Genomic DNA, 22079 nt, shown 5'->3' with positions numbered 1-22079 from the left:
GGTCTCGCCTCCGTCGGGTGAAGTGGTTCAGGTCAGTTGGTGTCGGGGCCGGCGGTGATGCGGCGGATGTAGAGGAGCCTGTCACCTGGTTCCACTGTCTCCGCCTCCGAGGAGTCGACGCGGTAGAGCACACCCGACCGCACCACGCCGAGGACGATGTCCTCGAGGTTGCGTGGGTTGCCGCCCACCTCGTCCTCCCCCACGACCCGCTCGGCGACGGAGAATCCTTCGTCCGGGCTGAGCAGGTCCTCCATCATTCCGGTCACCGACGGGCTGACGGTGGCCAGTCCCAGCATACGTCCGGCGGTCTCGGACGAGACGACGACGGAGTCCGCCCCGGACTGGCGCAACAGGTGGGAGTTCTCCGACTCCCGGACCGAGGCCACGATCGTCGCCGAGGCGGCGATCTCCCGCACCGACAGTGTGATCAGAACGGCCGTGTCGTCCTGGTTGGGTGCCACGACCACGGCCCTGGCGCGGGTCACACCCGCCAGTTTCAGGACGTCCGAGCGCGTGGCCTGCCCCTGGACGGTGACCAGACCCCGCGAGGAGGCGTGGGTGAGCGCCTCGGGGTCGGAGTCGACGACGACGATCTGGGAGGACGGTACGCCGTCTGCGAGCAGTGCGGTCGTCGCCGCCCGGCCTTTGGTCCCGTACCCGATGACGACGGTGTGGTTGCGCATGTGCCTTCTCCAACGGCGGATCTGCAGGGTCTTGCGGGATTCCTCGGTGAGCACCGACAGTGTCGTGCCGACCAGGAGGATCAGGAAGATGACCCGCATCGGTGTGATGACGAGGATGTTGACCAGCCGTGCAGACTGGGTGACCGGTGTGATGTCACCGTAGCCGGTCGTGGACAGGGACACGGCTGAATAGTAGACGGCGTCGAGGAAGGTGACGACGCCGGTGTAACCGTCCCGGTCGATGTAGACCACGGCCGAGGAGACGAAGATCAGGGCCAGGGCGTAGAACATCCGTCGGCTGATCAGCCACCACGGGCTGACCGGCGCACTGGCCGGGATGTTGATGATCTTGATCAGCGACCGGGGTGGGAGGGCGTCGATGTCCGAGTCGGACCGGAACCGGTCCCTGAGCCTGTCGTTCACCACTGCTGCCCCTCCCTGTCCCGACTGCCCGCTGCACCGTCGCCGTGGTCCTGACCGATCAGTGCGGCCAGTTGCTCTGATGTCGGCAGTGTACCCGGTTCATAGGTCTCGTTGGAGAGCACGTAGTGGAAGGCGGCCCGGACGGACTCCGGAGACACCGGCCGTCCCAGCCGGACAGACTGGACCTTCGCCCACGCCAGACGGTAGACGGCGAGTTGCAGTTCGGCGGAGGCGAGCTCGGCCCCGCTGGGACGGCGTCCGGTCTTCCAGTCGACGACGAACCATCCGTCGCCGTCCCGGAAGACAGCGTCGATCCGCCCTTCGAAGACGTGACCGGCGAGGGTGACAGAGTAGGCGCCTTCCACGGTCTCGGGGGTGCGCTGCGCCCAGTCGCTGTCGAGGAAGCGCTGCTTGAGGTGGTCCAGTGCAGGATCGGTCAGGGTCGCGTCCGCGGCACCGGGCAGGTCGTCCTCGTCAAGGAGACTCGCGACGCCGTAGTGCTTCTCGACCCAGTTGTGGAAGGCCGTCCCCCTCTTCGTGTAGGGACGCGGCTCCATCGGTACCGGACGCCGTCGACGCCGGGCGAATTCGGCACGGTCCCGGGACAACGACACCGCTTCTGTCGCGGTGAGGCGGGCACCCAGCGGGACGACGACTTCCGGGACCGCGCTGGCACGGTACTCGTCGATCAGCACGCTGGTCTCCTGTGCCCACTGGTCCGCGAGCGTTCCTGCGTCGGGGGTACGGCGGTCCGACTGCGCGGTAGCGACATCCTCACGTGCCGCACGCACCCTCCGGATGCCGTCGGCCACCGCCGCCGCCCCGTCCCGCTCCGGATCTGTGAGGACGGGGCGTGGCCACACCGCCGTCGGCGCAGCAGGTGCTTCGCGGTGGAACCCGGCGACGAGATCATTGCGTGCGGCGGGGTTGTCCGGAACCATCACCTGGTCTTCCCGGTGGTGCGGGCCCTTCTCCAGGCGCCGGAGCTCTGTCTTGGAGTACTCCATGCCGAGGTCGGACCAGGTGACGATCGACTCCGGATGACCGGCCCTGGCACGGTCACGCAGAAGAGTGAGCGCGACCGAGGGGTCGACGGGTTTCTTGTCGGCGTTGTTGAACGCCGCGCCACTGACCAGCAGGGTCTGTTCACTGCGGGTGACGGCGACGTAGAACAGGCGGTCATCCTCCTGTGCACCGTGCACACCGAGCTCGACCTTGTACCTGTCCTGCGCCTCCACCACGCCCTTACGGTCCTCGACATCGCGGAGATCCAGCACCGGTGCCCCGGTGACGTCGTCCGGACCGGTGGCGGCGTCCCCACGCAACCCCGACGGCAGGATCCTCGCATTGGTCGTCCACGACGTCACGCCGGGACGTTTGACGGCGTCAGCGTAGGTCTTCCGGGTGGCGTGAGGGACGGCGACGATCTCCCATTCCAGACCCTTGGCCTTGTGCACGGTGAGCAGCTGGACGCAGTCGGTCCGTACCTCCACCTCCCCGGGATCGAGGCCCTTCTCCCTGGCAGACGCCGATCGCAGGTAGTCGACCAGCGCGGCGGGACTTGATGCGCTGAGTTCGGAGAATGACCGGACGACCTCGGCGAATCTGTCGAGGTGGCTGGTGCCGATCGACCGGTCGGAACTGCGGTGGTAACGGGTGAGGACCTCGGTGCGGACCCCGGTCATGTTCTCGATGTCGGCGACGAGGTCTGTAAGCGGTTTGGCGAGGGAATGCCGGCGCAGGAACCGCAGTTCCCGTCCGAGCTCACCGAGTCGGCGGGCCCCCTCGGCGGACATCCCGAAGTCCTCCATTCCACGCAGGTCGGCCAGGGCCTCGGCCAGGCCGACCGACACCCTGTTGCTGTCGCGGTCGATCTCGGCGAGCCGGCGACGCACGGTCGCCAGCGCCGGGGAGTCACCGGGCTGCCCGGTGACCAGGGCGGTGAGACCTCCCGCGTCGGATGAGTCGCCGGGACCACCGGCCATGTCGCCGTCCGCCGGGCGGGCGTCCCGGCGTGACAGCTGGTCGACGCGGCGGGCAAGCGCGAGCAGGTCGGCCGCGCCGATGTTCCAACGTACCCCGGTGACCAGTCGGAGCAGGGCGATGTCGTCGCCGGGGTCGACGAGAACCCGGAGGGTGGCGAAGACGTCAGCCACTTCGGGGACGTCGAGCAGCCCCGGCCCGGCGGTCATGTCGACGGGAACGCCCCTGGCGCGCAGCAGGTCATGGATCGGTTGAGCGTCGGCGTTCTTCCGCAACAGGACTGCGGCGGAGAAGGGCGCGCCGCCGTTCGCCTTCCGTTCCCGGTGCTCCCGGTAGCGGGCCGCCAGATCGTCGGCGAGCCAGTCGAGTTCCTCTTCGCGGGTGTCGAACCAGCCGAGCTTCACCTCACCGGTCCCGGCGCCGGAGCGTGCCGACAGTGGCGACACCATGGGGGTGTCCGTGTTCATCGACCACCTCGTCACCGTGTTCGCCAGGTCCAGGACCTGCGCGGGGTTGCGCCACGAGGTGGTGAGTTCGAGTATCGGCGCGGGGCCGGCGACGGTCGGGAAATCGGTGCGGAAATGGGCGAGGTTGGCCGCGGTGGCCCCACGGAAACCGTAGATGGACTGCATCGGGTCGCCCACGGCGGTGACGGTGAGTGCAGGGTCGGCGCCGTTGCCGAAGAGGTTCTGCAGCAGCACCCGTTGGGCATGCCCGGTGTCCTGGTACTCGTCGAGCATCACGACCCGGAAACGACGCCGCTGTGCCTCACCGACGCGGTTGTGGGACTGGACAAGTTGGGCTGCCTTGGACATCTGCTGCCCGAAGGTCATGAGGTTGCGTTCGCTGAGGGTGTCCCGGTACGCGGCGACCAGCTCCAGCAGTTCCCGGCGGTACGTCAGGGCACCGTTGATCGAGTCCAGGGTGGTGTCGACGCCCTTGAGTGTCTTGCCGTCCCGGCCCGGTAGTCCGTCGATCTCGGCGGCGGTGACACGGCACTCCTCGGCGACCCGGTCGACACCGACCAGGTGGTTGTCCATCTCATCGGCGAGATCGAGCATGTCGTCGATGATCGACGGCAACGACCGCGAGGTGGTGAAGCCGGTCGGCCAGTCGCTGACGACGTCGCGGGCGATCATCCACCGTTCCGTGTCCGAGATGATGCGTCCGGCGGGCTCCATCGGCAGCAGGAGGCCGTATTCGCGCACGACCGATCCGGCGTAGGCGTCGTAGGTGGACACCGTGGGGATGATGTTGTGCAGTGCCTCGTGGCGGGGATCGTCCACGGGAAGGGTGTCGAGGAACCCTGAGTCGGCGAGTGTCTGCAGCCGCCGGCGGATCCGTTGCCCCAGTTCCCGCGCCGCCTTCCTCGTGAACGTCAGCCCCAGCACCTGTTCCGGGGCGACGATGCCGTTGGCGACGAGCCAGACGACGCGTGCCGCCATCGTCTCGGTCTTTCCTGCCCCCGCCCCGGCGACGACGAGAGTCGGGCCCGGCTGCGCCCCGATGACGGCGGCCTGCTGCGGTGTCGGGCCGAACTGCTGGCCCAGCATCGTCGACAGTTCATTCGGGCTGATCGTGCCCATCTAGATCACCTGCTCCCCTGCCCGGCAGGCCGGGCACAGACATGCGTAGTCGGAGGACTCGCAGTTCTCCGCGGTCGCGCGGAACACCGGACCGGCCACTCTGGTGGCGGCGTCGACGGCCAACGCCCGGAATTCCTCCAGCTCCGCGGTGCTCATGGCCGCCTGTTGCAGCACCGTGACGGTGGCGGTGTCGCGACGCGGGTACACCAGCATCGCCCCGTCGGGCGTCATGCCGGGTTCACCGTCGATGAGCAGCTGGTAGGCGGCCAGCTGCCGGCTCTCCGCCGCCTCCTTCCTCGTCGTGGCGGTGCGCCCGGTCTTGAAGTCGACGACGGTGGACCGGCCTGCCGCGTCGGTCTCGACACGGTCCGTCCGTCCGGCGAGGACGATCGGCAGTCCACCCTCGGTCGTCCCGATCGTCCGCTCGAACGTGCGCTCCACCTCCACCGTCCTGCCGAGCCCCTCCCGTTCCAGGATCCACGTGTAGAGGCGGTCCACAGCGGTGAGACAGCTCTCCGTGAGCGGGACGGCGGTCCACGCCGGGCCGTCCACGAGATGGGGGACGGCGTCGGCGACGACGGCGCGGGCGTCGTCGTGACCGAGCCCGTTGGCGAGTCCCTCGGCGACGGCATGGATGAGCACACCGACCTTCATCTGTTCGGTTGCCGCCCCTCCTGTGAGTCCACGGAAGAAAGCGACCGTGTCGCAGCCGTCGTCGAGGGTCTCGAGGGTGGTGGGGCTGACCCGGACGGCAGGTGCCGCGTCCCCGCGGGGTGGCGCGACGGCAGGGGCGGTGGTCGACGGTGGTGCGGTCCCCCACCACTGGTCGGGGTCGGCACCGTAGACCCCGGCCTCCGCCAGGCGGGCAAGGTTGTACGCGGCCGCGTCACGTTCATGCCCGGCCCGGTTCCCGTCACAGACGACGTCACGGAGTTCGGCGATCAACGGTTCCAGCGCGAGCACCCTCGGCAGTGCCGAGGACGATGCTGCAGGACCAGCCGACCACTCTGTGGCTTCCGCCGTATGCTCCTGACCGTCCTCCGGCTCCACTCCTGCTGTGACGGCCTCCTCGATCTCCTCAAGGAAACGTGAGGGGACGCTGGTGTCGTCGCCTGCGGCGTCGACGGCGGTCACGAGGGTGCGCAAGCGCGCCCGCGAGACCGCCAGGAGGAACAGGCGACGCTCCTCGGACAATGCCGCGGCCGCACGGGAGACCGGGATGTCCGGTGAGATGCCGCGGTCGATGAGGTCGACGAGTTCCTGTTGTCCGAACAGTCCCCCCACGGTCGGTCCGGCCGGCCAGCTGTCCTCCTGGACCCCTGCAACGACCACCACCGCCCACTGCCGCCCGGCCGCCGCGTGCGCGGGAAGGATCTCGACGGCGTCGGGACGGACACCGCGACGGTCACGTCCTCCGGTGGGCAGTTCCTGGGACCGGACATCCTCCAGGAAGGTCTCCAGGGTGACCGTGGGAGTGCGTTCCACGACATCGCCGGCCAGGTCGAACAAACTCATGACTGCGTCGAGGTCCCGGTCGGCCTGCGATCCGAGCGTACCGCCGCGCAACGCCTGAACCTGGAGGGAACTGGCGAGGTCCGCGGCCTGCCAGACCGCCCACAGCACCGACTCGACCGGCGACGTCGCCGTCCTCTGGTCCAACGCCGTCCGGCCCGCCTCGATGACCTGGGCGACGCGCTCGATGACCTGGTGTTCACGAGGGCCGAAGCGACTTGTCCAGAGCTCTCTTTCCTCGGGCGCCGCCTGCCCTGTGACGATCGCGGTGACGGCGTCCATCGCCCGCATCCCGGTGCCGGTCAGCAGCGGGGCGACCGCCCGTTCCACCCGACGCAGCATCACCGGATCGGCCCCTCCGATGGGGCTCTCGATGAGCTGCTGCATCTCAACGCCACTCAGGGGACGCACGAGCGCGTCGAGCGCGAGCAGAATCACCCTGACCAACGGCTGGTCCGCCAGGACAACGCTGGTGGGGTCGACTTTGACGGGCACCCCGTGGGAGAGCAAGGCGCGCCGCAGGGCCGGGATGTCCGCGGTCGAACGCACGACGACGGCGATGTCGTCCCACGGTACCCCCTCGACGACATGGGCCCGCCTGATCTCGTCGGTGACGACGAGGGTGTCCGCCGTGCGGGACGGGGAACGCCGCACCGCCAGTCCGGCAGGCCCCTCATCTGTCTTTCCTTCGCGCAGCGTCACCCGTGTCGGCTGGGCGGGCAGTCGGTTCTCCAGGAGGTTCACGGCCGCCACGAGTTCCCCGGGAAGACGGTGTGAGCGGGAGAGGACGACGCGGCGGTCCTCATCGGCGGCGATACCGGTGAGGAAGGATTCGTCCGCGCCACGGAAATGGAAGACGCACTGGTCCGGGTCTCCGGCGACGAGACTGCGGACGCCGGGGACCATGAACCGGGAGATGAACTGGCCCGACGCCGGGTCAAGGTTGTGGGCGTCGTCGACCAGCACGAGCCGTACCTTGTCCCGGTGCCGCTCCAGCGTCTCCGGATGGTCGTCCAGGACGGCAAGTGTGGTGTGCAGCAGTTCGGAGGCGTTGAGGTTGTTGGTGGCCGACAGTGCCTGGATCTGCCCGTACTCACGGAGGAAGTCCCCGGCGGCCGACCACATCGGCTCGTCGTACCGGGTGCCGAGTTCGGACAGAGCCGTCGCGTCGATCCCGCGTTCGGCCGCGCGCAGCAGGAGATCACGGAGCTGGCGTGCGAAACCCACCAGTGGCAGTGCAGGACGGATGTCCTCAGGCCATTGGCCCGTACCGTCCTCGGCGTGACCGCGGAGCAGGGTCCGGATCTGCAGGTCATGCTCCGCACCGGTCATCAGGCGGGGCTGTGCTGTCCGGGCTGTCCGGCCTGCCTGATCCTCCTGCGCCACGGCACGCAGGAAGGCGAACGCCCACGAGTGCACGGAGCGCACCATCGTCCCGGTCGTGGCATAGCCCTCCCGGAACCGTACCGCCTCGGTGATCTGGTCACGCAGCGCTCCGGCGGCCTCCTTCGACGGCGTCACGACCATGACCTCGTCAGCGGTTCCCCCACTGTCGAGGAAATCCACGACGGTGTCGACGAGCAGCGAGGTCTTTCCCGTTCCGGGCCCACCCAGCACCGAGTACGGCAGGCGGGTGTCCAGCCTCTCGTCGCCGGACACCAGTGCTGACGCCAGGCCGTCCCACCGGCGGGCGGCACGTGACTCTCCGCCGCTGTCCGCCTGAGCCGTGCCGGCGTCAGTGGCACCGTCAGTGGCACTGTCAGTATCCAGGCGCACGTCGACGGTTCCCGCTGAACCGATGCGACGCCGGAGCTCCGCGTCCTCCCTGGCGGCCTGGCGGGTACGTCCCGTGGCTGTACCGTCGTCCACGACTCAGTTCCCCCGGGGTTCCTGCTCCAGCGGAGCATCACCGCCGGTTCCGTCTGCGGAGTCCGCCGGGACGTCGTCCGGCGGCGTCGCCCGGCGCACCCCGCCGACCCTGGCGGCGACCACGTCACTGACCCGTGACAACCCGGGCCAGGACTGTGCCAGGGTCCCCGGCACGGCGGCATGGGCGAACAGGCGGAACATCACCGCACGCAGCAGGAGCTGGTCGAAGTTCTGCAGATGGGACCACCGGTCGAGCAGCCCGTCCTCGGCGTTCGCCCAGGCGATCGCATCAACGACGAGGAGCGCGACCGACCACCCCGTGGGACGCCAGGCGGGCACGAAGTCCACGATCGCCGGATCCGCGTAGCCGTCGTAGACGGTGCACCCCAGCGCATCACCGTGGACCAGCTGGTCCGGGGCGGTGACTTCCTCACGGAGGAGCATCAGGCCGGTGGCTTTCTCCATGGCCGCGGCGACGTCATCCCTCGGGACGACGGTCAGGTCCATGACCGGCATGAGCAGATCGGTCGGGTCATCAGCCCATGCCGCCGACTCCGCCACAGCGAAGAGTTCTGTCTCACTCAGGTCCCGCCCGGGGGTGCCGGAGCCGGACAGCCGTGACGCCGTGTCCAGGAACGCCGGGCGCGCTTCACCCTGCATCGCCTGGTCAAGTGCCTGGTTGAACCGCAGGGCGCTGGCCGCTGTCTCGTCGAACCGGGGCGCACGGTGACCGGAGAGGAATCCGCGGGCGGTCCACCCTCCGACGGCGTACCGGCCGTCTGTCGACCGCAACGGCCGGGCGACGGAAACACCGGCGGGGCGGACCCGGTCCATCATCTGGGCGGTCCAGGTCGCCCGGGCACGGTCCTCGGACGGCACCAGCACAGCACGGTCACAACGCCACCCGTCGCCCCAGGCACCACCGAGTTCCACCGGCGTGGCCTGGGACACCTGGAAACCTGCCCTGATCGCCGCCGGCGGAGCGGCGGCAGGAAGAGGTGCATTCGACGTGGAGTTCTCGATCATGGCTACACACTCTAACCCCCGATCCGGACAGTTCCCTGTGTCCATTCGAACACGCAGGTCATCCGGGGACTCTCAGTCCCGCACGTCCACCGGGTCCCCTTCGCTGCGCCCGTGCGGGTACGGCCAGGAGTTCGGGCGGCAGGTCACGTCCCGTCCTGCCTCCCCGTACTCCGCACCGGCCTCGAGGTCCTCGAGCTCGCCGTTGTTGAGGCTCAGGGTCTGCTGCATCATCACGGGTGCGAGAACACCGTCCTCCGGGCACACCTGATGCCGGGCGAACCCCAGCCCGTGGCCGATCTCATGGTTCAGGAGGTACTGCCGGTAGGAACCGAGGTCTCCCTCGAATGTCGTCGCCCCGCGGACCCACCGGGCGGCGTTGACGACGACCCGCCCGGCCTCTGCGGCTCCCCGACGTTCGCCCTCGACGTCCGGCCCCCGGACGAAACAACTGGTCTCCAGCTCAATCTGGGCGCCGCACACCTCCCGCGTCGTCTCGGGGCTGGTCAGTCGGATCCGCAGATCCGGTGCGCGACGGTCCGTGACACTGACATGCCGGAAGGCGAACGTGCCGTCCGAGATCCAGGACCGCGGATCCGACAGGGTCGCGTCCACCGCTGCGGCAAAGGCGTCGCCACCACCGAATGATGAGGTCTCGAGACCGTTCTCGACCTCCACGACGAAGCTGTAGGTGTCTGCGTCGTCCCTGTCCGGGTCGCCCGCGGTCATCCCCGCTGATCCGACGCCGCGGTAGTCGCCGTCACCCCGCGCCGTCACGGTCCCGCCGGACGGCAGTTCGCCGACACCGCCCGTCTCCGGTGCGTCCCCGGGCACGGGACCGTCCTGCGTGCCCTCGGCGGCGTCCCCGGACGCCGCCGCGTCCGACACCTCCGGGGCCGCTGAAACTCCTGCACCGTCGTCATCGTTGCCGTTACCCCCGGCAACGACGAGTTCCGCGACAACGGCGACCGTGAGCAGGAACACCAGTGCCCCACCTGCACTGAGCCACCGGCGACGGCGCAACTGGCGCTGCCGGAACTCCTCCGCGCTGCGGTTCTGCTCAGCGCGGTCAGGGCGGTCAGGATCTCCTGCTGCGGTCGATCTGGGCATACTGAAACGCTCCCGATGAATCTGCCGGTCCCCTCCCCGCTGTCGAGGGGTGGGGTCGTGGGGGGATCCGTCGGAAGGCATGCGGTGTACTCGGCTGTGTCAGATGAGTCAGATGGCTCAGATGAACCCGACGGGACGCTGCGCCGAGGAACCGACCTCCACGTAGGCCACCTGGTCACGCACGATGACGAAGACCGACCCCTTGTTGTCCTTGAGGGACAGGGTGCTTGCCGAGCCGGCCTCCTCGGAGGCGAGGAACTTCTCCACCTCGGCCACGACTGCGTCCTGCTCATCTGCACTGGTGATGACGAGATCGCGGGGGTTGTCGACGAATCCGACCTTGATGTCCATAGGGTGCCTTCAGGCCTTTCTTTCTCTCTCGCATTGCGATGACTGTAACGTGGACCATCATAGCGACGAACGACGAGAAGACGATGGAGGGGATGACGCCCGTGGTGCGACCAACATTCCGGGATCTCGGTGTGGCCGCCGAGATCGTCGATGCGCTCGAGGAAGACGGGATCGCGGAGGCATTCGCGATCCAGGAGCGCACTCTGCCGCTCGCCCTGGTCGGTAAGGACCTCATCGGGCAGGCGCGCACCGGGATGGGCAAGACCCTGGGGTTCGGCATTCCCCTGCTCGACAGGCTCTTCGACGATGCCGGGGTCACCGAACTCGACGGTACCGTCCGCGGCCTGGTGGTGGTCCCCACCAGGGAGCTGGGCATCCAGGTGGCGGGCGACCTCGCCGCGGCCTCACGGAACATCGCCGCAGCCGGACGTCCCTTCACCGTGACGACCATCTACGGCGGTGTCCCCTTCGAGAAGCAGATCGCCGCGCTGGACGGCGGGACCGACCTCGTCGTCGGCACGCCCGGCCGGTTGCTCGACCTGTCGCGGCAGGGGCACCTCGATCTCTCCCACGTCGAGGTTCTCGTCCTGGACGAAGCTGACGAGATGCTCGACCAGGGCTTCCTCGACGACGTGAAGAAGATCCTCGCGCAGACCGCCGAGGGACGGCAGACGATGCTCTTCTCCGCCACGATGCCGGGACCGATCGTGGCGCTCACCCGGGAGTTCATGAACCGTCCGGTACTGATCCGCGCGGACCTCGACGACGCCCGCGCCACCCATGTCACCACCCGGCAGACCGTGTTCCAGTCCCACAAGCTCGACCGGATGAGTGTGCTCGCCCGCATCCTCCAGACACCCGGCCGCGGGCGCACGATCGTGTTCGCGAAGACCAAACGTCAGGCGGCGATCATCGCCGGGGACCTGGCCGAACTCGGTTTCGACGTCGGCGCCGTCCACGGCGACATGCGCCAGAAGGACCGTGAGAATTCGTTGAACGCATTCCGGGAAGGACGGGTGAGCGTGATGGTGGCCACCGACGTCGCCGCCCGCGGCATCGACGTCGACGACGTCACCCACGTCATCAACTACCAGGTGCCCGAGGACGACAAGACCTACGTGCACCGCATCGGTCGCACGGGACGTGCAGGACGCTCCGGCGTGGCAGTCACCCTGGTGGGCTGGGACGAGGTGACCCGGTGGAGGGCCATCGACGAAACCCTCGACCTCGGCAGGAATGACCCACCGCAGTGGTTCTCGGGCTCCCCGGAGTTTCTCGCCGAATTCGACCTTCCCGAGGACGTCCGGGACCGTGTGGCGCCGCCCCGTAAGGTGCAGGGATCAGCATCGGCGACGGCACCGGCGAAGAGGAAACCACGGCCGTGAGCCGATTCCGTCTCCACCGGGGCGGCAGGGTTCGCGGCAGGGTTCCCAGCGAACAACGGTCGCGTACCGACCTGGTCGTCACCGCGCTGATCACGGCTGCCGTGCTGGTCCTGGTCCTGGGTACCTGGTTCTTCTCCGATTCCCGGGGGACGTCCCACACCGAGGCAGGCCCAGGTGAGGCTGTCGCACCCCCCTCAGCCCCTGATGCGCCACCGGAGAGCCTCGACGAGCTCTGGCGCGCGCATTCGCTCCCCTCCGACTCCGGTGAACCTGTCCTGGTGGACGGGACCGCCGTCCTCCGCGACGGCAACCGGGTGAGCGGCGTCTCCGCGGACGACGGCAGTGAAGCATGGAGTTACAGCCGCGACCGCGAACTGTGCGGTGTCTCCGGCAACTGGGGGCGCGTCGTGGCTGTCTACCGTGGTCCGAAGGGGTGCTCGGACGTCACGTCCCTCACAGCCTCCACCGGTCGCTACCAGGACACCCGCTCCGCACTCGGCAGTTCGGACGCCCGGTTCTTCCGTTCTCTCGACCACATCGGTGTGATCAGCGACGACCGGGTCGAGCTGTGGCGTTCCGACCTCGTCCGCACCGTCGAGACCGGACATGTCGAAGCTCCCGTGAAGGCGGGCGTGCAACCACTGGACGGATGCCGGTTCACGTCGGCGCAGACACGCAAGGACCTGCTCGCCGTCCTGGCCGACTGTGACCGGGAAGACGGCAAGGGCACCGTCAGCCTGCAGGTCGCCGACCCCGAAGAATCGAGTGAACCCGAGACGACGCACGAGTTCACCGTCCCGCCGGACGCCGAACTGGTCGGGATCGCCCAGGAAGCTGCCGTGATCTACGTCCACGGCAACGGTCGACGCGCCGCGGACTCCGACGACTACGCAGGCAGCAGATTCCAGGTCCTGCACTCCGACGGATCATTCGAGCAGCATCCCGCTGACCCGTCGCCCACACTGGCTCACCTCGCCGAGGGCAGAGGTGACGACCCGTTCACCGCCGCAACCGGTGATCTTCCGCACCACATGACCTGGTTCAACGGCGAGCGGCTCATCGGTTTCGGGCCAACCGACCTGGAACCCCGTTTCTCTGTCCCCGCCCTCGGCACCGGCGCCGCCATGGCCGGGTCACTCCTGGTGCCGGTGCCTGAAGGCGTCGCCGTCGTCGACTGGGACACCGGTTCCGTGGAACGCACGGTCCCCGTCGACCGCGGCGCCTACGACGGCCCGGTCAGCCTCCGGGTGCAGGGCGACGTGATCGTGGAACAACGCGGTGACGAGATGGTTGCGTTGCGTCAACGGCCGTAACGACGGGCCGCCCATTCCACGGCACTGGGATTGAACATCAGTGTCAGACCGATGATGCCGAGGGCCGCCGTCGGCACACCGAGTTCCGGACGCCCGGAAGAGAACATGTAGACCGAGATCAACACGAGGAAGAGCTGCAGCATGGCGACGGGACCGCGCCCCCAGCGGCGGCCGGTCGACAGGCACCATCCGGCTATGGCGATCACGCCCCCGAAGAACCCGAACCATGCAGCGGTCCCCCACCCGTAACCGATGGACTCTGCTCCCGCCCCCGCGAACTGTGCGGTGGTGTCTTCATCCCCCCGAACCGCACCGATCACGAGATACACCGCGAAAGCGAGCCCCGCGATCCCCTCTGCCATCCCGATCCAACCAGCCCAACGCACGCTCGGGGGAAGTACAAGTGTTTTACCGTCGTCTGCGCTCCTGGGGCTCATACGGGCAGATTGTACTGGGCATCAACGACTCTGCGACAACCGGCACAGCCCCGTAATGGACCAAGTTGTCCGTTAACCCACCCTTACCTAATTAGCCAAATCGGCCCCCTGTGAGCTTAAACACAAAAATGCCCGACCCCCTAGCGGACTCCACCGTGACGTGCCACTATTGCACATGTAACGGAGAGAGGGACACGAGGTTACGGACAGGTTACGAACCGAACCCGGCCCTACTTCTCTGCCCGACACCATCACTGCGACTCACCTTACCGTGACCCGGTGTGTGTCACCGAATCCCACCGACGAACTCGAACCGTCCCCCACGGCGACGGGCATGACCGCCCGCCCACCCGCCCGGGGAGAACGGTCTAGCACACTGCAACAACACTGTTGAAGGAGAAGATCACCATGGACTGGCGCCACGAAGCCATCTGCCGTTCCGAAGACCCCGAGCTTTTCTTCCCGGTGGGCAACTCCGGCCCTGCACTCGCCCAGATCGCCAAGGCGAAGCTGGTCTGCAACAAGTGCCCGGTCACCAACGCATGCCTCGCCTGGGCCATCGAGTCCGGCCAGGACGCCGGCGTCTGGGGAGGCATGAGCGAGGACGAGCGTCGCGCACTGAAGCGTCGCAACAACCGCGGCCGCGCCCGCACCCGCGTCGCCACCGCGTAGCGACCCGGCCTGCGCCCGGGGTGGCCCGGGGTGGCCCGGGGTGGCCCGGGGTGGATTTCCCACCTGATGTGCTCCCCGGTATCCTGAAGCGGTTATCTGTACTATCCATACCGTCGATGAGGAGCCGTCATGAGCAAGCGTGGCCGCAAGCGCAAGGATCGTCGTAAGAAGAAGGCGAACCACCGTAGCCGTCCGAACGCCTAGAACGTTCGTACAGCACAATAGGGACCGGCCCGGGACAGTATGTCCCGGGCCGGTCCCTATTGTGCTGTTGTCCTGGTTGCACAGACAGGTTTTGACGCCCGCGTGCCGTCACTCGGAGTAGCGGAACCTCACCGAGGTCGTCACCGTCGACTGCAGCGAGGTGATGATCCGCCCTCGCAGCTCCTGCGGGGCCTGTCCACCACAGCGGGAACGCAGCAGTTCACGGACCTGCTGCTCGATACCGAGAGCTTCCAGACAGGACGGACACTCGTCCACGTGCTGTTCGAGCCGGGCCCGGGCGCGACGGTACTGCTCGCCTTCACAGTCGCCGGTCTTGACGTCGATGTACTCGTAGAGCACCTCGACGAGTTCGTCGCACTCGCTCTTCCCCGGCGCACTGCACGGGTTGTCGCTCATGTTCCCAGGGTTGTCAGACATTCCTTGTCACACTCCTCAGATCTTGCCTGCCGGCCGCTTCGCCGCTCCGATGCCGTGTTCGACGGCGACGTCCTTGAGTTTGGCACGCAGCTGCCGTCGCCCCCGGTGCAGGCGACTCATCACCGTGCCGATCGGCGTGTCCATGATCTCGGCGATCTCCTTGTACGGCAGCTGCTCGACGTCCGCGTAGTAGACGACCATGCGGTAGTCGTCCGACAGGTCCATCAGCGCATCCTGGATGCGCTTGTCGGGTATCCGACGGAGTGCCTCGATCTCCGCTGACTGCAGGCCGGTCGAGTCATGCGACGCCGAATCCGCCAACTGCCAGTCGGTGACCTCCTCATCCGATGTCTCCCGTGGACGCCGCTGCGCCTTGCGGTACTGGTTGATGTAGGTGTTGGTGAGGATGCGGTACATCCACGCCTTCAGGTTGGTGCCGGGTTTGTAGGAGCCGAACGCCTGAAACGCCTTCATGTAGGCGTCCTGGACGAGATCCTGGGCGTCCGCGGGATTGCGTGTCATCCGCAACGCCGCACCGTAGAGCTGGTCCAGCAGCGGCAGCGCATCCTCCTCGAAGCGTGCGAGCAGCTGCTCGTCGCTGTCACCGGTGCGCTTCACTGGGTTGTTCATGGGCTCCTTCCGTTCACCCTGTCGGACTCAACGCCATCGGCGTCAGTCTTGTTCCCACCCATCCTAGTCCCCCGCTACCTTCCCGCGTCGCCGAGCAGTTCTACGCAGTTCACAGCTACATTTCCGACCCGGCGGTCAGCCTCGCGGACCAGCAGCGTCCCGAGGATATCGTCCGCCGGTGACGACGCGGCCAGGGCCCGACGGTCGTCGTCTGAACCGTCGAGCCACGCCACCGCCTGCTGCATGCCGGCAGACCCGGCACCGAGCACCCGCGGCATCCTGTCGTGCAGCCAGTCGACCGGCGCCACCGACGCCGTCGTCACCATGGTGGCCTCCAGACGCTCCCGGTCCGCACCGTGTCCGGGACGACACAGCCCGGCGACCACCATGGGACCGTGTGCCGCGTCTGCCCGGGAACTGACGTAGTAGGGCTGCCGGTCCTTCCACTCGTACCAACCGTCCATGACGAACAGACACGGGGCTGACCCACGGAAACTGTTCTTCTCGAACACGGTCTCCCCGCGGGCGTTGAACAGAACCGTGCCGCTATGCCACGGTGCCGGATAACCCCAGGAGGCCGGCCCCAGGGTCACTGAACCAGCGAAACGTCTCAGGACCCCGACAGTGTGGGTGGGCGCGATATTCCAGCTCGGCGCGAACGCACCACCGTCACCCACCATCCCGACCTGCTCACCGACGATCCGGGACGTCGCCGCGAGGATCGTCTCGGTGGTACTGAACATCACGTAGCGTCCGCACATGGCACCGAAACTACCTCCGTTCGACCACCGCCGGGCCGTCGCGTGGGATAATGGCGCCCATGACCGCCGAACTGTGGCCTGCTCCCGTGGCCTCCTCCCCCGTGTCCGCGACCGTGTCTGTCCCCGGGTCGAAGTCGATCACCAACCGTGCCCTGGTGCTCGCCGCCCTGGCGGACGGTCCGAGCGTCATCGACGGTGCCCTGCGCAGCCGCGATACCGACCTGATGGCGGACGCCCTGCGCGCCATGGGGGCCTCCATCACCGTCGACGGTGACACCTTCACCGTCATCCCGGGTGACCTGCACGGTGCCGAACTCGAGTGCGGTCTCGCGGGCACCGTCCTGCGTTTCCTGCCGCCGGTGGCGGCACTGGCGGACGGGGAGGTCCTCTTCACCGCCGACGACGCCGCACAGAAGCGCCCCATGGGTGGCACGCTGGACTCCCTTGACGCCCTGGGTGCCCACGTCACCGGGTCCGGCGACCCGGAACGTCCCCTCCCGTTCCGGGTCACGGGCACCGGAGGGCTGCGCGGTGGCGAGGTCCACATCGACGCCTCCGCGTCCTCGCAGTTCGTCTCCGGGCTCCTGCTCGCGGGCGCGCGTTTCGATGAGGGTGTGACCGTCGTCCACACCGGGACGGCGATCCCCAGCCTGCCGCATGTCGAGATGTCCGTGGAGATGCTGCGGGCCGCCGGCGTGCACGTCGACGTCGCCTTCAACCGGTGGACGGTGCGCCCGGGGCCGGTCAAGGGCCGCCACTGGGCCGTCGAACCGGACCTGTCGAATGCGACACCGTTCCTCGCCGCAGCCGCTGTCACAGGCGGCACCGTCCGGATCCCCGACTGGCCTGTCACGACCTCCCAGCCCGGCGACCAGTTCCGGGTGATCCTGCAGGACATGGGGGCGACCGTCGAACACCACACCCATGACGGTGTCCTCGAGGTGAGCGGGAATCCCGGGGGACACCTGCACGGGATCAGCTGGGACCTGCACGACGTCGGTGAGCTCACCCCCACCGTCGCCGCCCTGTGCGCCCTCAGCGACGGTCGCAGCCACCTCTCCGGTATCGCCCATCTCCGTGGCCACGAGACCGACCGGCTCGCCGCCCTGCAGCGCGAACTGTCCTCGCTCGGCTGCGTCGTCACCCAGACCGAGGACGGACTGGTCATCGACCCGCAACCACTGAGGGGCGGGGTCTGGCACACCTACGCCGACCACCGGATGGCCACCGCGGGAGCTGTCCTGGGCCTGGTGACACCGGATGTCCTGGTGGAGGACATAGCCACCACGTCCAAGACAATGCCGGACTTCGACCTGCGGTGGACGCAGATGGTCGAGGGCTGAGCATACTGATGGCACGATCCAGCGGCAGGCGGCAGTACGACGAGTCCGATATCCGGGTGCGTCCGGGCAGAGGGACCCGTCCGAGGACGAAGGACCGACCGGACCACAAGGAAGCCCGGACCGGCATGGTCGTCACGAAGGACCGCGGACGCTGGGGCGTGGTCATCGACGGAAGCACCCCGGACGCCCCTCCGGCGATCTGCATGCGCGCCCGGGAACTGGGACGGACCCCCGTCGTCGTCGGTGACAGGGTCGCCGTCGTCGGCGACGTGTCGGGCCGTGACGGGACGTTGGCCCGCATCGTCCGCCTGGAGGAACGGTCCACGGTCCTGCGCCGCACGGCGGACGACACCGACCCCTACGAACGTATCGTCGTGGCCAACGCCGACCAGCTGCTGATCGTCACCGCAGTGGCAGACCCTCCCCCGCGGTCGGGTTTCGTGGAGCGCGCACTCATCGCAGCCTTCGTCGGAGGCCTACGGCCCGTCCTGTGTCTGACCAAGTCCGACCTTGCCGACCCCGCCGCCTTCGCCGCGGAGTTCGAGGCACTGGATGTCGAGGTCATCCTCGGCGGCGTCGAAGACGTGCTCGCACCGGTGACCGATGTGGTCACCGGGCACCTGACCGCACTGATCGGCCACTCCGGTGTCGGGAAATCCACCCTGGTGAACAGACTCGTGCCCGGCGCGGACCGCGAGACCGGTGTGGTGTCCGGCGTCGGGAAGGGACGTCACACCTCGACCCAGTCGGTCGCACTGCGTCTCCCCGGGGGCTCCGACGCCGGGTGGATCGTGGACACCCCCGGTATCCGCAGCTTCGGGCTGGCCCACGTGGATCCGGACACGGTGATCGGCGTGTTCGAGGACCTGGGGGATGTCATCGAGGACTGCCCACGGGGATGTACCCACGCCGGGCCACCGGCCGACCCCGAATGCGCGCTCGACACGTTGACCGGTGCGAGCGCCCGCCGCGTCGCTGCCGTGCGCTCCCTGCTCAGTGCACTGCGCAGCAACAACGACTGGGAGATGTGACTACCTCAGACCGTCGAGCGACTACCGGGACCGGATGACCGCTCCCCGCAATGCCCTGTCGTCCACGATCATCTGACCGCCGTAGACGCGCAGCGGCAGGTCGTTGGTGTCGACACCCGCAAGCTCGATCGCGCCGACATCACCGGCGATGAGCACGACAGGATTCCTGCGCTTACGGGATTCCAGTCGCTTGACCTGCGCAGGCAGGGCGCGGTCACCGACCAGCAGAGTCGCCGGGGCATCCACGGCGACGGCACCGGACCCCACCGTCCCGGTGAACATCCTCCCCCTGCCGGCAATCGTGAATACGTCACCGACCCTGAACACGAACGGAGTCGTCACGTCGACTGTCTCATCCACAGGCGCACGCTTCTTGCTGAACAATCCCATGGCTCGAGCTTAAGCGATGCGCCCCGGACCAGCAGCACAACCAATACCAATCTATTTTTATTTATTCAAAGTTGTGAAGGTTAAAAACTGACGGTACGGTGTAGACATGCGCACAGATCCGACAGCATCCTGGGCAGAGCAGGTGAGACAACTCGGCCTCCGCGCCACACCGGGCCGCGTCGCCTCCCTGCGGTACCTGCACGACCATCCGCACAGCACCGCCGCACAAGTGCACTCCGGTATCAGTGCGGAGCTCCCCACGGTCTCCATGCAGTCCGTCCACAATGTCGTGAACGATCTGAGCGCACGCGGCCTCCTCCGCCGCATCGACCTCCCCGGCGCCGGCGCAGCCCGCTTCGAGACGAACCGGGAGGACAACCACCACCACATCCAGTGTGTGGTGTGCGGACGGCTCGAGGACGTCGAATGCGTCGTCGGCCACGCCCCCTGCCTTACCCCTGCTGACGGTCACGGTATGCACACCGTGCTCTCGGCCGAGGTCATGTTCCGCGCCATCTGCACCGACTGCGCGGCCACCGAGAACACCCACACCCAGACCCACACTCAGGAGAAGATCCATGACTGACCCGATGTCCGGCTGCCCCGTCGCCCACGGCGGCGGCCACACCCCGCAAGGTGGCCACGCGCCGCAGGAGTCCCAGGCCGAGCGCGGCGAAGCCCAGGGTTCCCGACTCCCCCTCCCTACTGAAGGGAATGCGAACCAGCGGTGGTGGCCGAAGCGCCTGAACGTCCGCCTGCTGGCGCACAACCCCCAGGAGGTCCGCCCCACCCCGGCCGACTTCAACTACGCCGAAGCATTCAGCCAGCTGGACCTTCCCCAGGTCAAGAAGGACATTGAGGAGGTCCTCACCACCTCGCAGTCATGGTGGCCGGCAGACTTCGGTCACTACGGCCCCCTGATCATCCGCATGGCCTGGCACTCGGCCGGCACCTACCGCTCGCACGACGGCCGTGGTGGTGGCGGCGCCGGTCAGCAGCGCTTCGCCCCGCTGAACAGCTGGCCGGACAATGTGGGGCTGGACAAGGCACGTCGGGTCCTGTGGCCCGTGAAGAAGAAGTACGGACAGAACCTCTCGTGGGGTGACCTGATGATCCTGGCGGGTAACGTCGCCCTCGAGTCCATGGGATTCGAGACCTTCGGCTACAGCGGTGGCCGTGAGGACGTCTGGGAGCCCGAGGACGTCTACTGGGGCTCCGAGACCGACTGGCTCGGAACCGACGCCCGCTACAGCGGCACCAACGACACCTCCCGCGACCTGCAGAAGCCGTTCGGCGCCACGACCATGGGCCTGATCTACGTCAACCCGGAGGGGCCGGAAGGTAACCCCGACCCGGCCGCCGCCGCCCACGACATCCGCGAGACCTTCGGCCGGATGGGCATGAACGACGAGGAGACCGTCGCGCTCATCGCCGGTGGCCACACCTTCGGCAAGACCCACGGTGCGGCACCCGACAACGCGGACAACGTCGGCCCTGACCCCGAGGAGGCCTCTCTGGACCGCCAGGGACTGGGGTGGCAGAACCACCACGGCGAGGGCAAGGGCGACGACCAGATCACCTCCGGCCTCGAGGTCACGTGGACCTACCACCCCACCCGGTGGGACAACGAGTTCTTCCACATCCTCTTCGCCTACGAGTGGGAGCTCACCACGGGCGAAGGCGGGCACTTCCACTGGCGTCCGAAGGACGGTGGCGGAGCGGACATGGTCCCCATGGCGCATTCCGCAGGACGCCGTGAACCGCGCATGCTGACCACAGACATCTCCCTGCGCGTCGACCCGAGTTACGAGAAGATCTCCCGCCGCTTCAAGGACGACCAGAACGCCCTCAACGACGCCTTCGCCCGCGCATGGTTCAAGCTGACCCACCGTGACATGGGACCGAAGTCACGGTACCTGGGCCCGGAGGTCCCCGACGAGGACCTCATCTGGCAGGATCCGCTGCCCGACGCCGAAGGCGACCCCGTCACGCCCCAGGACGTCGAGGCGCTCAAGAAGACCGTCCTCGACTCCGGGCTCAGCGTCAGCCAGCTGGTGAAGACCGCCTGGGCGTCAGCATCGAGCTTCCGTGGGACGGATTTCCGCGGTGGAGCGAACGGCGCCCGGATCCGCCTGGAACCGCAGCGCAGCTGGGAGGCCAACGAACCCGCCCGTCTCGCCGAGGTACTGACGGCGCTGGAGTCGATCCGCAACGACTTCAACGAGAACAACGCCCCGCGGCACCTGTCCCTGGCCGACCTGATCATCCTGGCGGGTAACGCCGCCATCGAGAAGGCCGCCGCCGACGCCGGCACCGACGTGTCCGTCCCCTTCACGCCGGGCCGGGTGGACACCGCCCAGGACCAGACCGACGTCGAGTCCTTCTCCTACCTGGAGCCGCAGGCCGACGGGTTCCGCAACTACCAGGACGCCGACCTCGACATCCCCGCCGAACACCTGCTCATCGACAAGGCTGACCTGCTGAGGCTCACTGCCCCGCAGATGACCGTGCTCGTCGGCGGCCTGCGCGTCCTGGGAGCCACCTACGGTTCCACCGGCCACGGTGTCCTCACGGACCGTCCCGGTGTGCTCAGCACCGACTTCTTCGTCAACCTCCTGGAACTCGGCAACGACTGGGTCGCCACCGACGACAACGCCACCGTGTTCCGCTGCACCGACGGTGAGACCGGCGAAGAGAAGTGGACCGGCACGCGGGCCGACCTGGTCTTCGCGTCAAACTCCGAGCTGCGTGCCCAGGCAGAGGTCTACGCCAGCGATGACGCGGCAGAGAAGTTCATCGCCGACTTCGTCGTCGCCTGGACCAAGGTCACCGAAGCCGACCGTTTCGACCTGCACGGCTGACGCCACCGCGTCTCCGGACGTGCAGACGGCCCGCTCCTCCGGTTCGCCGGTGGTGCGGGCCTTCTTTCGCGTGC

At 67.9% G+C, this 22079-nt stretch carries 19 protein-coding genes; 8 read left to right on the top strand and 11 right to left on the bottom strand.

Features of this window, described 5'->3' with window-relative positions:
• Window positions 1–32: 32 nt before the first annotated feature.
• The 6 genes from FS507_RS13545 to FS507_RS13520 all read right to left on the bottom strand — a co-directional run bounded on the left by FS507_RS13545 (window position 33) and on the right by FS507_RS13520 (window position 10540).
• On the bottom strand, window positions 33–1106 hold the full coding sequence (locus tag FS507_RS13545; protein ID WP_145943315.1) for a potassium channel family protein: 1074 nt from the start codon (window positions 1104–1106) through the stop codon (window positions 33–35).
• On the bottom strand, window positions 1103–4675 hold the full coding sequence (locus tag FS507_RS13540; RefSeq protein WP_145943314.1) for a UvrD-helicase domain-containing protein: 3573 nt from the start codon (window positions 4673–4675) through the stop codon (window positions 1103–1105). The genes FS507_RS13545 and FS507_RS13540 overlap by 4 nt, the downstream gene beginning before the upstream one ends.
• On the bottom strand, window positions 4676–8056 hold the full coding sequence (locus FS507_RS13535; RefSeq protein ID WP_145943313.1) for an ATP-dependent helicase: 3381 nt from the start codon (window positions 8054–8056) through the stop codon (window positions 4676–4678).
• Window positions 8057–8059: 3 nt separating this feature from the next.
• The gene (locus FS507_RS13530) at window positions 8060–9082 is read right to left on the bottom strand and encodes a TIGR02569 family protein (protein WP_145943312.1); all 1023 of its coding nucleotides are present in this window, start codon (window positions 9080–9082) and stop codon (window positions 8060–8062) included.
• A 72-nt stretch (window positions 9083–9154) separates the two neighbouring features.
• On the bottom strand, window positions 9155–10189 hold the full coding sequence (locus FS507_RS13525; protein WP_145943311.1) for a DUF3152 domain-containing protein: 1035 nt from the start codon (window positions 10187–10189) through the stop codon (window positions 9155–9157).
• Window positions 10190–10306: 117 nt separating this feature from the next.
• Window positions 10307–10540 carry a DUF3107 domain-containing protein gene (locus tag FS507_RS13520; protein ID WP_145943310.1) on the bottom strand — a complete coding sequence of 78 codons (234 nt, stop codon included), beginning with the start codon at window positions 10538–10540 and terminating at the stop codon, window positions 10307–10309.
• Between the two features lie 92 nt (window positions 10541–10632).
• Between FS507_RS13520 and FS507_RS13515 the strand changes: the two genes are divergently transcribed.
• Window positions 10633–11925: a DEAD/DEAH box helicase gene (locus FS507_RS13515; protein ID WP_440130365.1), complete on the top strand. Its 1293-nt coding sequence runs from the start codon at window positions 10633–10635 to the stop codon at window positions 11923–11925.
• Entirely contained in the window at window positions 11922–13238 is a 1317-nt protein-coding gene (locus FS507_RS13510) for an Rv3212 family protein (RefSeq protein WP_145943309.1), read from the top strand. Before FS507_RS13515 ends, FS507_RS13510 begins: the two co-directional genes overlap by 4 nt.
• Here the strand turns inward: FS507_RS13510 and FS507_RS13505 are convergent.
• The gene (locus FS507_RS13505; RefSeq protein ID WP_145943308.1) at window positions 13226–13675 is read right to left on the bottom strand and encodes a hypothetical protein; all 450 of its coding nucleotides are present in this window, start codon (window positions 13673–13675) and stop codon (window positions 13226–13228) included. The two genes, FS507_RS13510 and FS507_RS13505, sit on opposite strands and share 13 nt — an antisense overlap.
• Before the next feature lie 408 nt (window positions 13676–14083).
• On the opposite strand from FS507_RS13505, the gene FS507_RS13500 reads away from it, so the two are divergent.
• A complete protein-coding gene (locus FS507_RS13500; RefSeq protein WP_038546744.1) occupies window positions 14084–14347 on the top strand; it encodes a WhiB family transcriptional regulator in 264 nt (87 codons plus the stop codon).
• 129 nt (window positions 14348–14476) lie between these two features.
• A complete protein-coding gene (locus tag FS507_RS19815; RefSeq protein WP_369803638.1) occupies window positions 14477–14551 on the top strand; it encodes a 50S ribosomal protein bL37 in 75 nt (24 codons plus the stop codon).
• A 108-nt stretch (window positions 14552–14659) separates the two neighbouring features.
• Here the strand turns inward: FS507_RS19815 and rsrA are convergent, their stop codons facing one another.
• The 3 genes from rsrA to FS507_RS13485 form a co-directional block, all read right to left on the bottom strand.
• A complete protein-coding gene (gene rsrA / locus FS507_RS13495; protein ID WP_260853478.1) occupies window positions 14660–14989 on the bottom strand; it encodes a mycothiol system anti-sigma-R factor in 330 nt (109 codons plus the stop codon).
• 15 nt (window positions 14990–15004) lie between these two features.
• Window positions 15005–15619: a sigma-70 family RNA polymerase sigma factor gene (locus FS507_RS13490; RefSeq protein WP_038551374.1), complete on the bottom strand. Its 615-nt coding sequence runs from the start codon at window positions 15617–15619 to the stop codon at window positions 15005–15007.
• Window positions 15620–15693: 74 nt separating this feature from the next.
• The gene (locus tag FS507_RS13485) at window positions 15694–16380 is read right to left on the bottom strand and encodes an SOS response-associated peptidase (RefSeq protein ID WP_145943306.1); all 687 of its coding nucleotides are present in this window, start codon (window positions 16378–16380) and stop codon (window positions 15694–15696) included.
• 59 nt (window positions 16381–16439) lie between these two features.
• On the opposite strand from FS507_RS13485, the gene aroA reads away from it, so the two are divergent.
• Both aroA and rsgA read left to right on the top strand, forming a co-directional pair.
• Window positions 16440–17723: a 3-phosphoshikimate 1-carboxyvinyltransferase gene (gene aroA / locus FS507_RS13480; RefSeq protein ID WP_145943305.1), complete on the top strand. Its 1284-nt coding sequence runs from the start codon at window positions 16440–16442 to the stop codon at window positions 17721–17723.
• Between the two features lie 8 nt (window positions 17724–17731).
• On the top strand, window positions 17732–18754 hold the full coding sequence (gene rsgA / locus FS507_RS13475; RefSeq protein WP_145943304.1) for a ribosome small subunit-dependent GTPase A: 1023 nt from the start codon (window positions 17732–17734) through the stop codon (window positions 18752–18754).
• Window positions 18755–18775: 21 nt separating this feature from the next.
• On the opposite strand, the gene FS507_RS13470 is transcribed toward rsgA, so the two are convergent.
• Window positions 18776–19144 carry an elongation factor Tu gene (locus FS507_RS13470; protein WP_260853475.1) on the bottom strand — a complete coding sequence of 123 codons (369 nt, stop codon included), beginning with the start codon at window positions 19142–19144 and terminating at the stop codon, window positions 18776–18778.
• A 106-nt stretch (window positions 19145–19250) separates the two neighbouring features.
• Here FS507_RS13470 and FS507_RS13465 point away from each other — a divergent pair, with 106 nt between their 5' ends.
• Together FS507_RS13465 and katG are read left to right on the top strand one after the other, a co-directional pair.
• Window positions 19251–19730 (top strand): Fur family transcriptional regulator, encoded by a 480-nt coding sequence (locus FS507_RS13465; RefSeq protein WP_145943303.1) that lies wholly within the window; start codon window positions 19251–19253, stop codon window positions 19728–19730.
• A gap of 4 nt (window positions 19731–19734) precedes the next feature.
• Window positions 19735–22005 carry a catalase/peroxidase HPI gene (gene katG / locus FS507_RS13460; protein WP_440130364.1) on the top strand — a complete coding sequence of 757 codons (2271 nt, stop codon included), beginning with the start codon at window positions 19735–19737 and terminating at the stop codon, window positions 22003–22005.
• The last annotated feature ends 74 nt before the right edge of the window (window positions 22006–22079 follow it).

The sequence above is a fragment of the Corynebacterium glyciniphilum AJ 3170 genome (assembly GCF_007673095.1).
Taxonomy (GTDB): Bacteria; Actinomycetota; Actinomycetes; order Mycobacteriales; family Mycobacteriaceae; genus Corynebacterium.
Note: the sequence above shows the minus strand (reverse complement) of the source record. Positions and strands in the feature narration are given on the sequence as shown.

Excerpts from the sequence above, each read along its gene's own strand:
- FS507_RS13540 (WP_145943314.1), bottom strand. The coding sequence starts at position 4,675 with ATGGGCACGATCAGCCCGAATGAACTGTCGACGATGCTGGGCCAGCAG.
- FS507_RS13530 (WP_145943312.1), bottom strand. The coding sequence starts at position 9,082 with ATGATCGAGAACTCCACGTCGAATGCACCTCTTCCTGCCGCCGCTCCG.
- FS507_RS13525 (WP_145943311.1), bottom strand. The coding sequence starts at position 10,189 with ATGCCCAGATCGACCGCAGCAGGAGATCCTGACCGCCCTGACCGCGCT.
- FS507_RS13520 (WP_145943310.1), bottom strand. The coding sequence starts at position 10,540 with ATGGACATCAAGGTCGGATTCGTCGACAACCCCCGCGATCTCGTCATC.
- FS507_RS13515 (WP_440130365.1), top strand. The coding sequence starts at position 10,633 with ATGACGCCCGTGGTGCGACCAACATTCCGGGATCTCGGTGTGGCCGCC.
- FS507_RS13505 (WP_145943308.1), bottom strand. The coding sequence starts at position 13,675 with ATGAGCCCCAGGAGCGCAGACGACGGTAAAACACTTGTACTTCCCCCG.
- FS507_RS13500 (WP_038546744.1), top strand. The coding sequence starts at position 14,084 with ATGGACTGGCGCCACGAAGCCATCTGCCGTTCCGAAGACCCCGAGCTT.
- rsrA (WP_260853478.1), bottom strand. The coding sequence starts at position 14,989 with ATGTCTGACAACCCTGGGAACATGAGCGACAACCCGTGCAGTGCGCCG.
- FS507_RS13490 (WP_038551374.1), bottom strand. The coding sequence starts at position 15,619 with ATGAACAACCCAGTGAAGCGCACCGGTGACAGCGACGAGCAGCTGCTC.
- FS507_RS13485 (WP_145943306.1), bottom strand. The coding sequence starts at position 16,380 with ATGTGCGGACGCTACGTGATGTTCAGTACCACCGAGACGATCCTCGCG.
- aroA (WP_145943305.1), top strand. The coding sequence starts at position 16,440 with ATGACCGCCGAACTGTGGCCTGCTCCCGTGGCCTCCTCCCCCGTGTCC.
- rsgA (WP_145943304.1), top strand. The coding sequence starts at position 17,732 with ATGGCACGATCCAGCGGCAGGCGGCAGTACGACGAGTCCGATATCCGG.
- FS507_RS13470 (WP_260853475.1), bottom strand. The coding sequence starts at position 19,144 with ATGGGATTGTTCAGCAAGAAGCGTGCGCCTGTGGATGAGACAGTCGAC.
- FS507_RS13465 (WP_145943303.1), top strand. The coding sequence starts at position 19,251 with ATGCGCACAGATCCGACAGCATCCTGGGCAGAGCAGGTGAGACAACTC.
- katG (WP_440130364.1), top strand. The coding sequence starts at position 19,735 with ATGTCCGGCTGCCCCGTCGCCCACGGCGGCGGCCACACCCCGCAAGGT.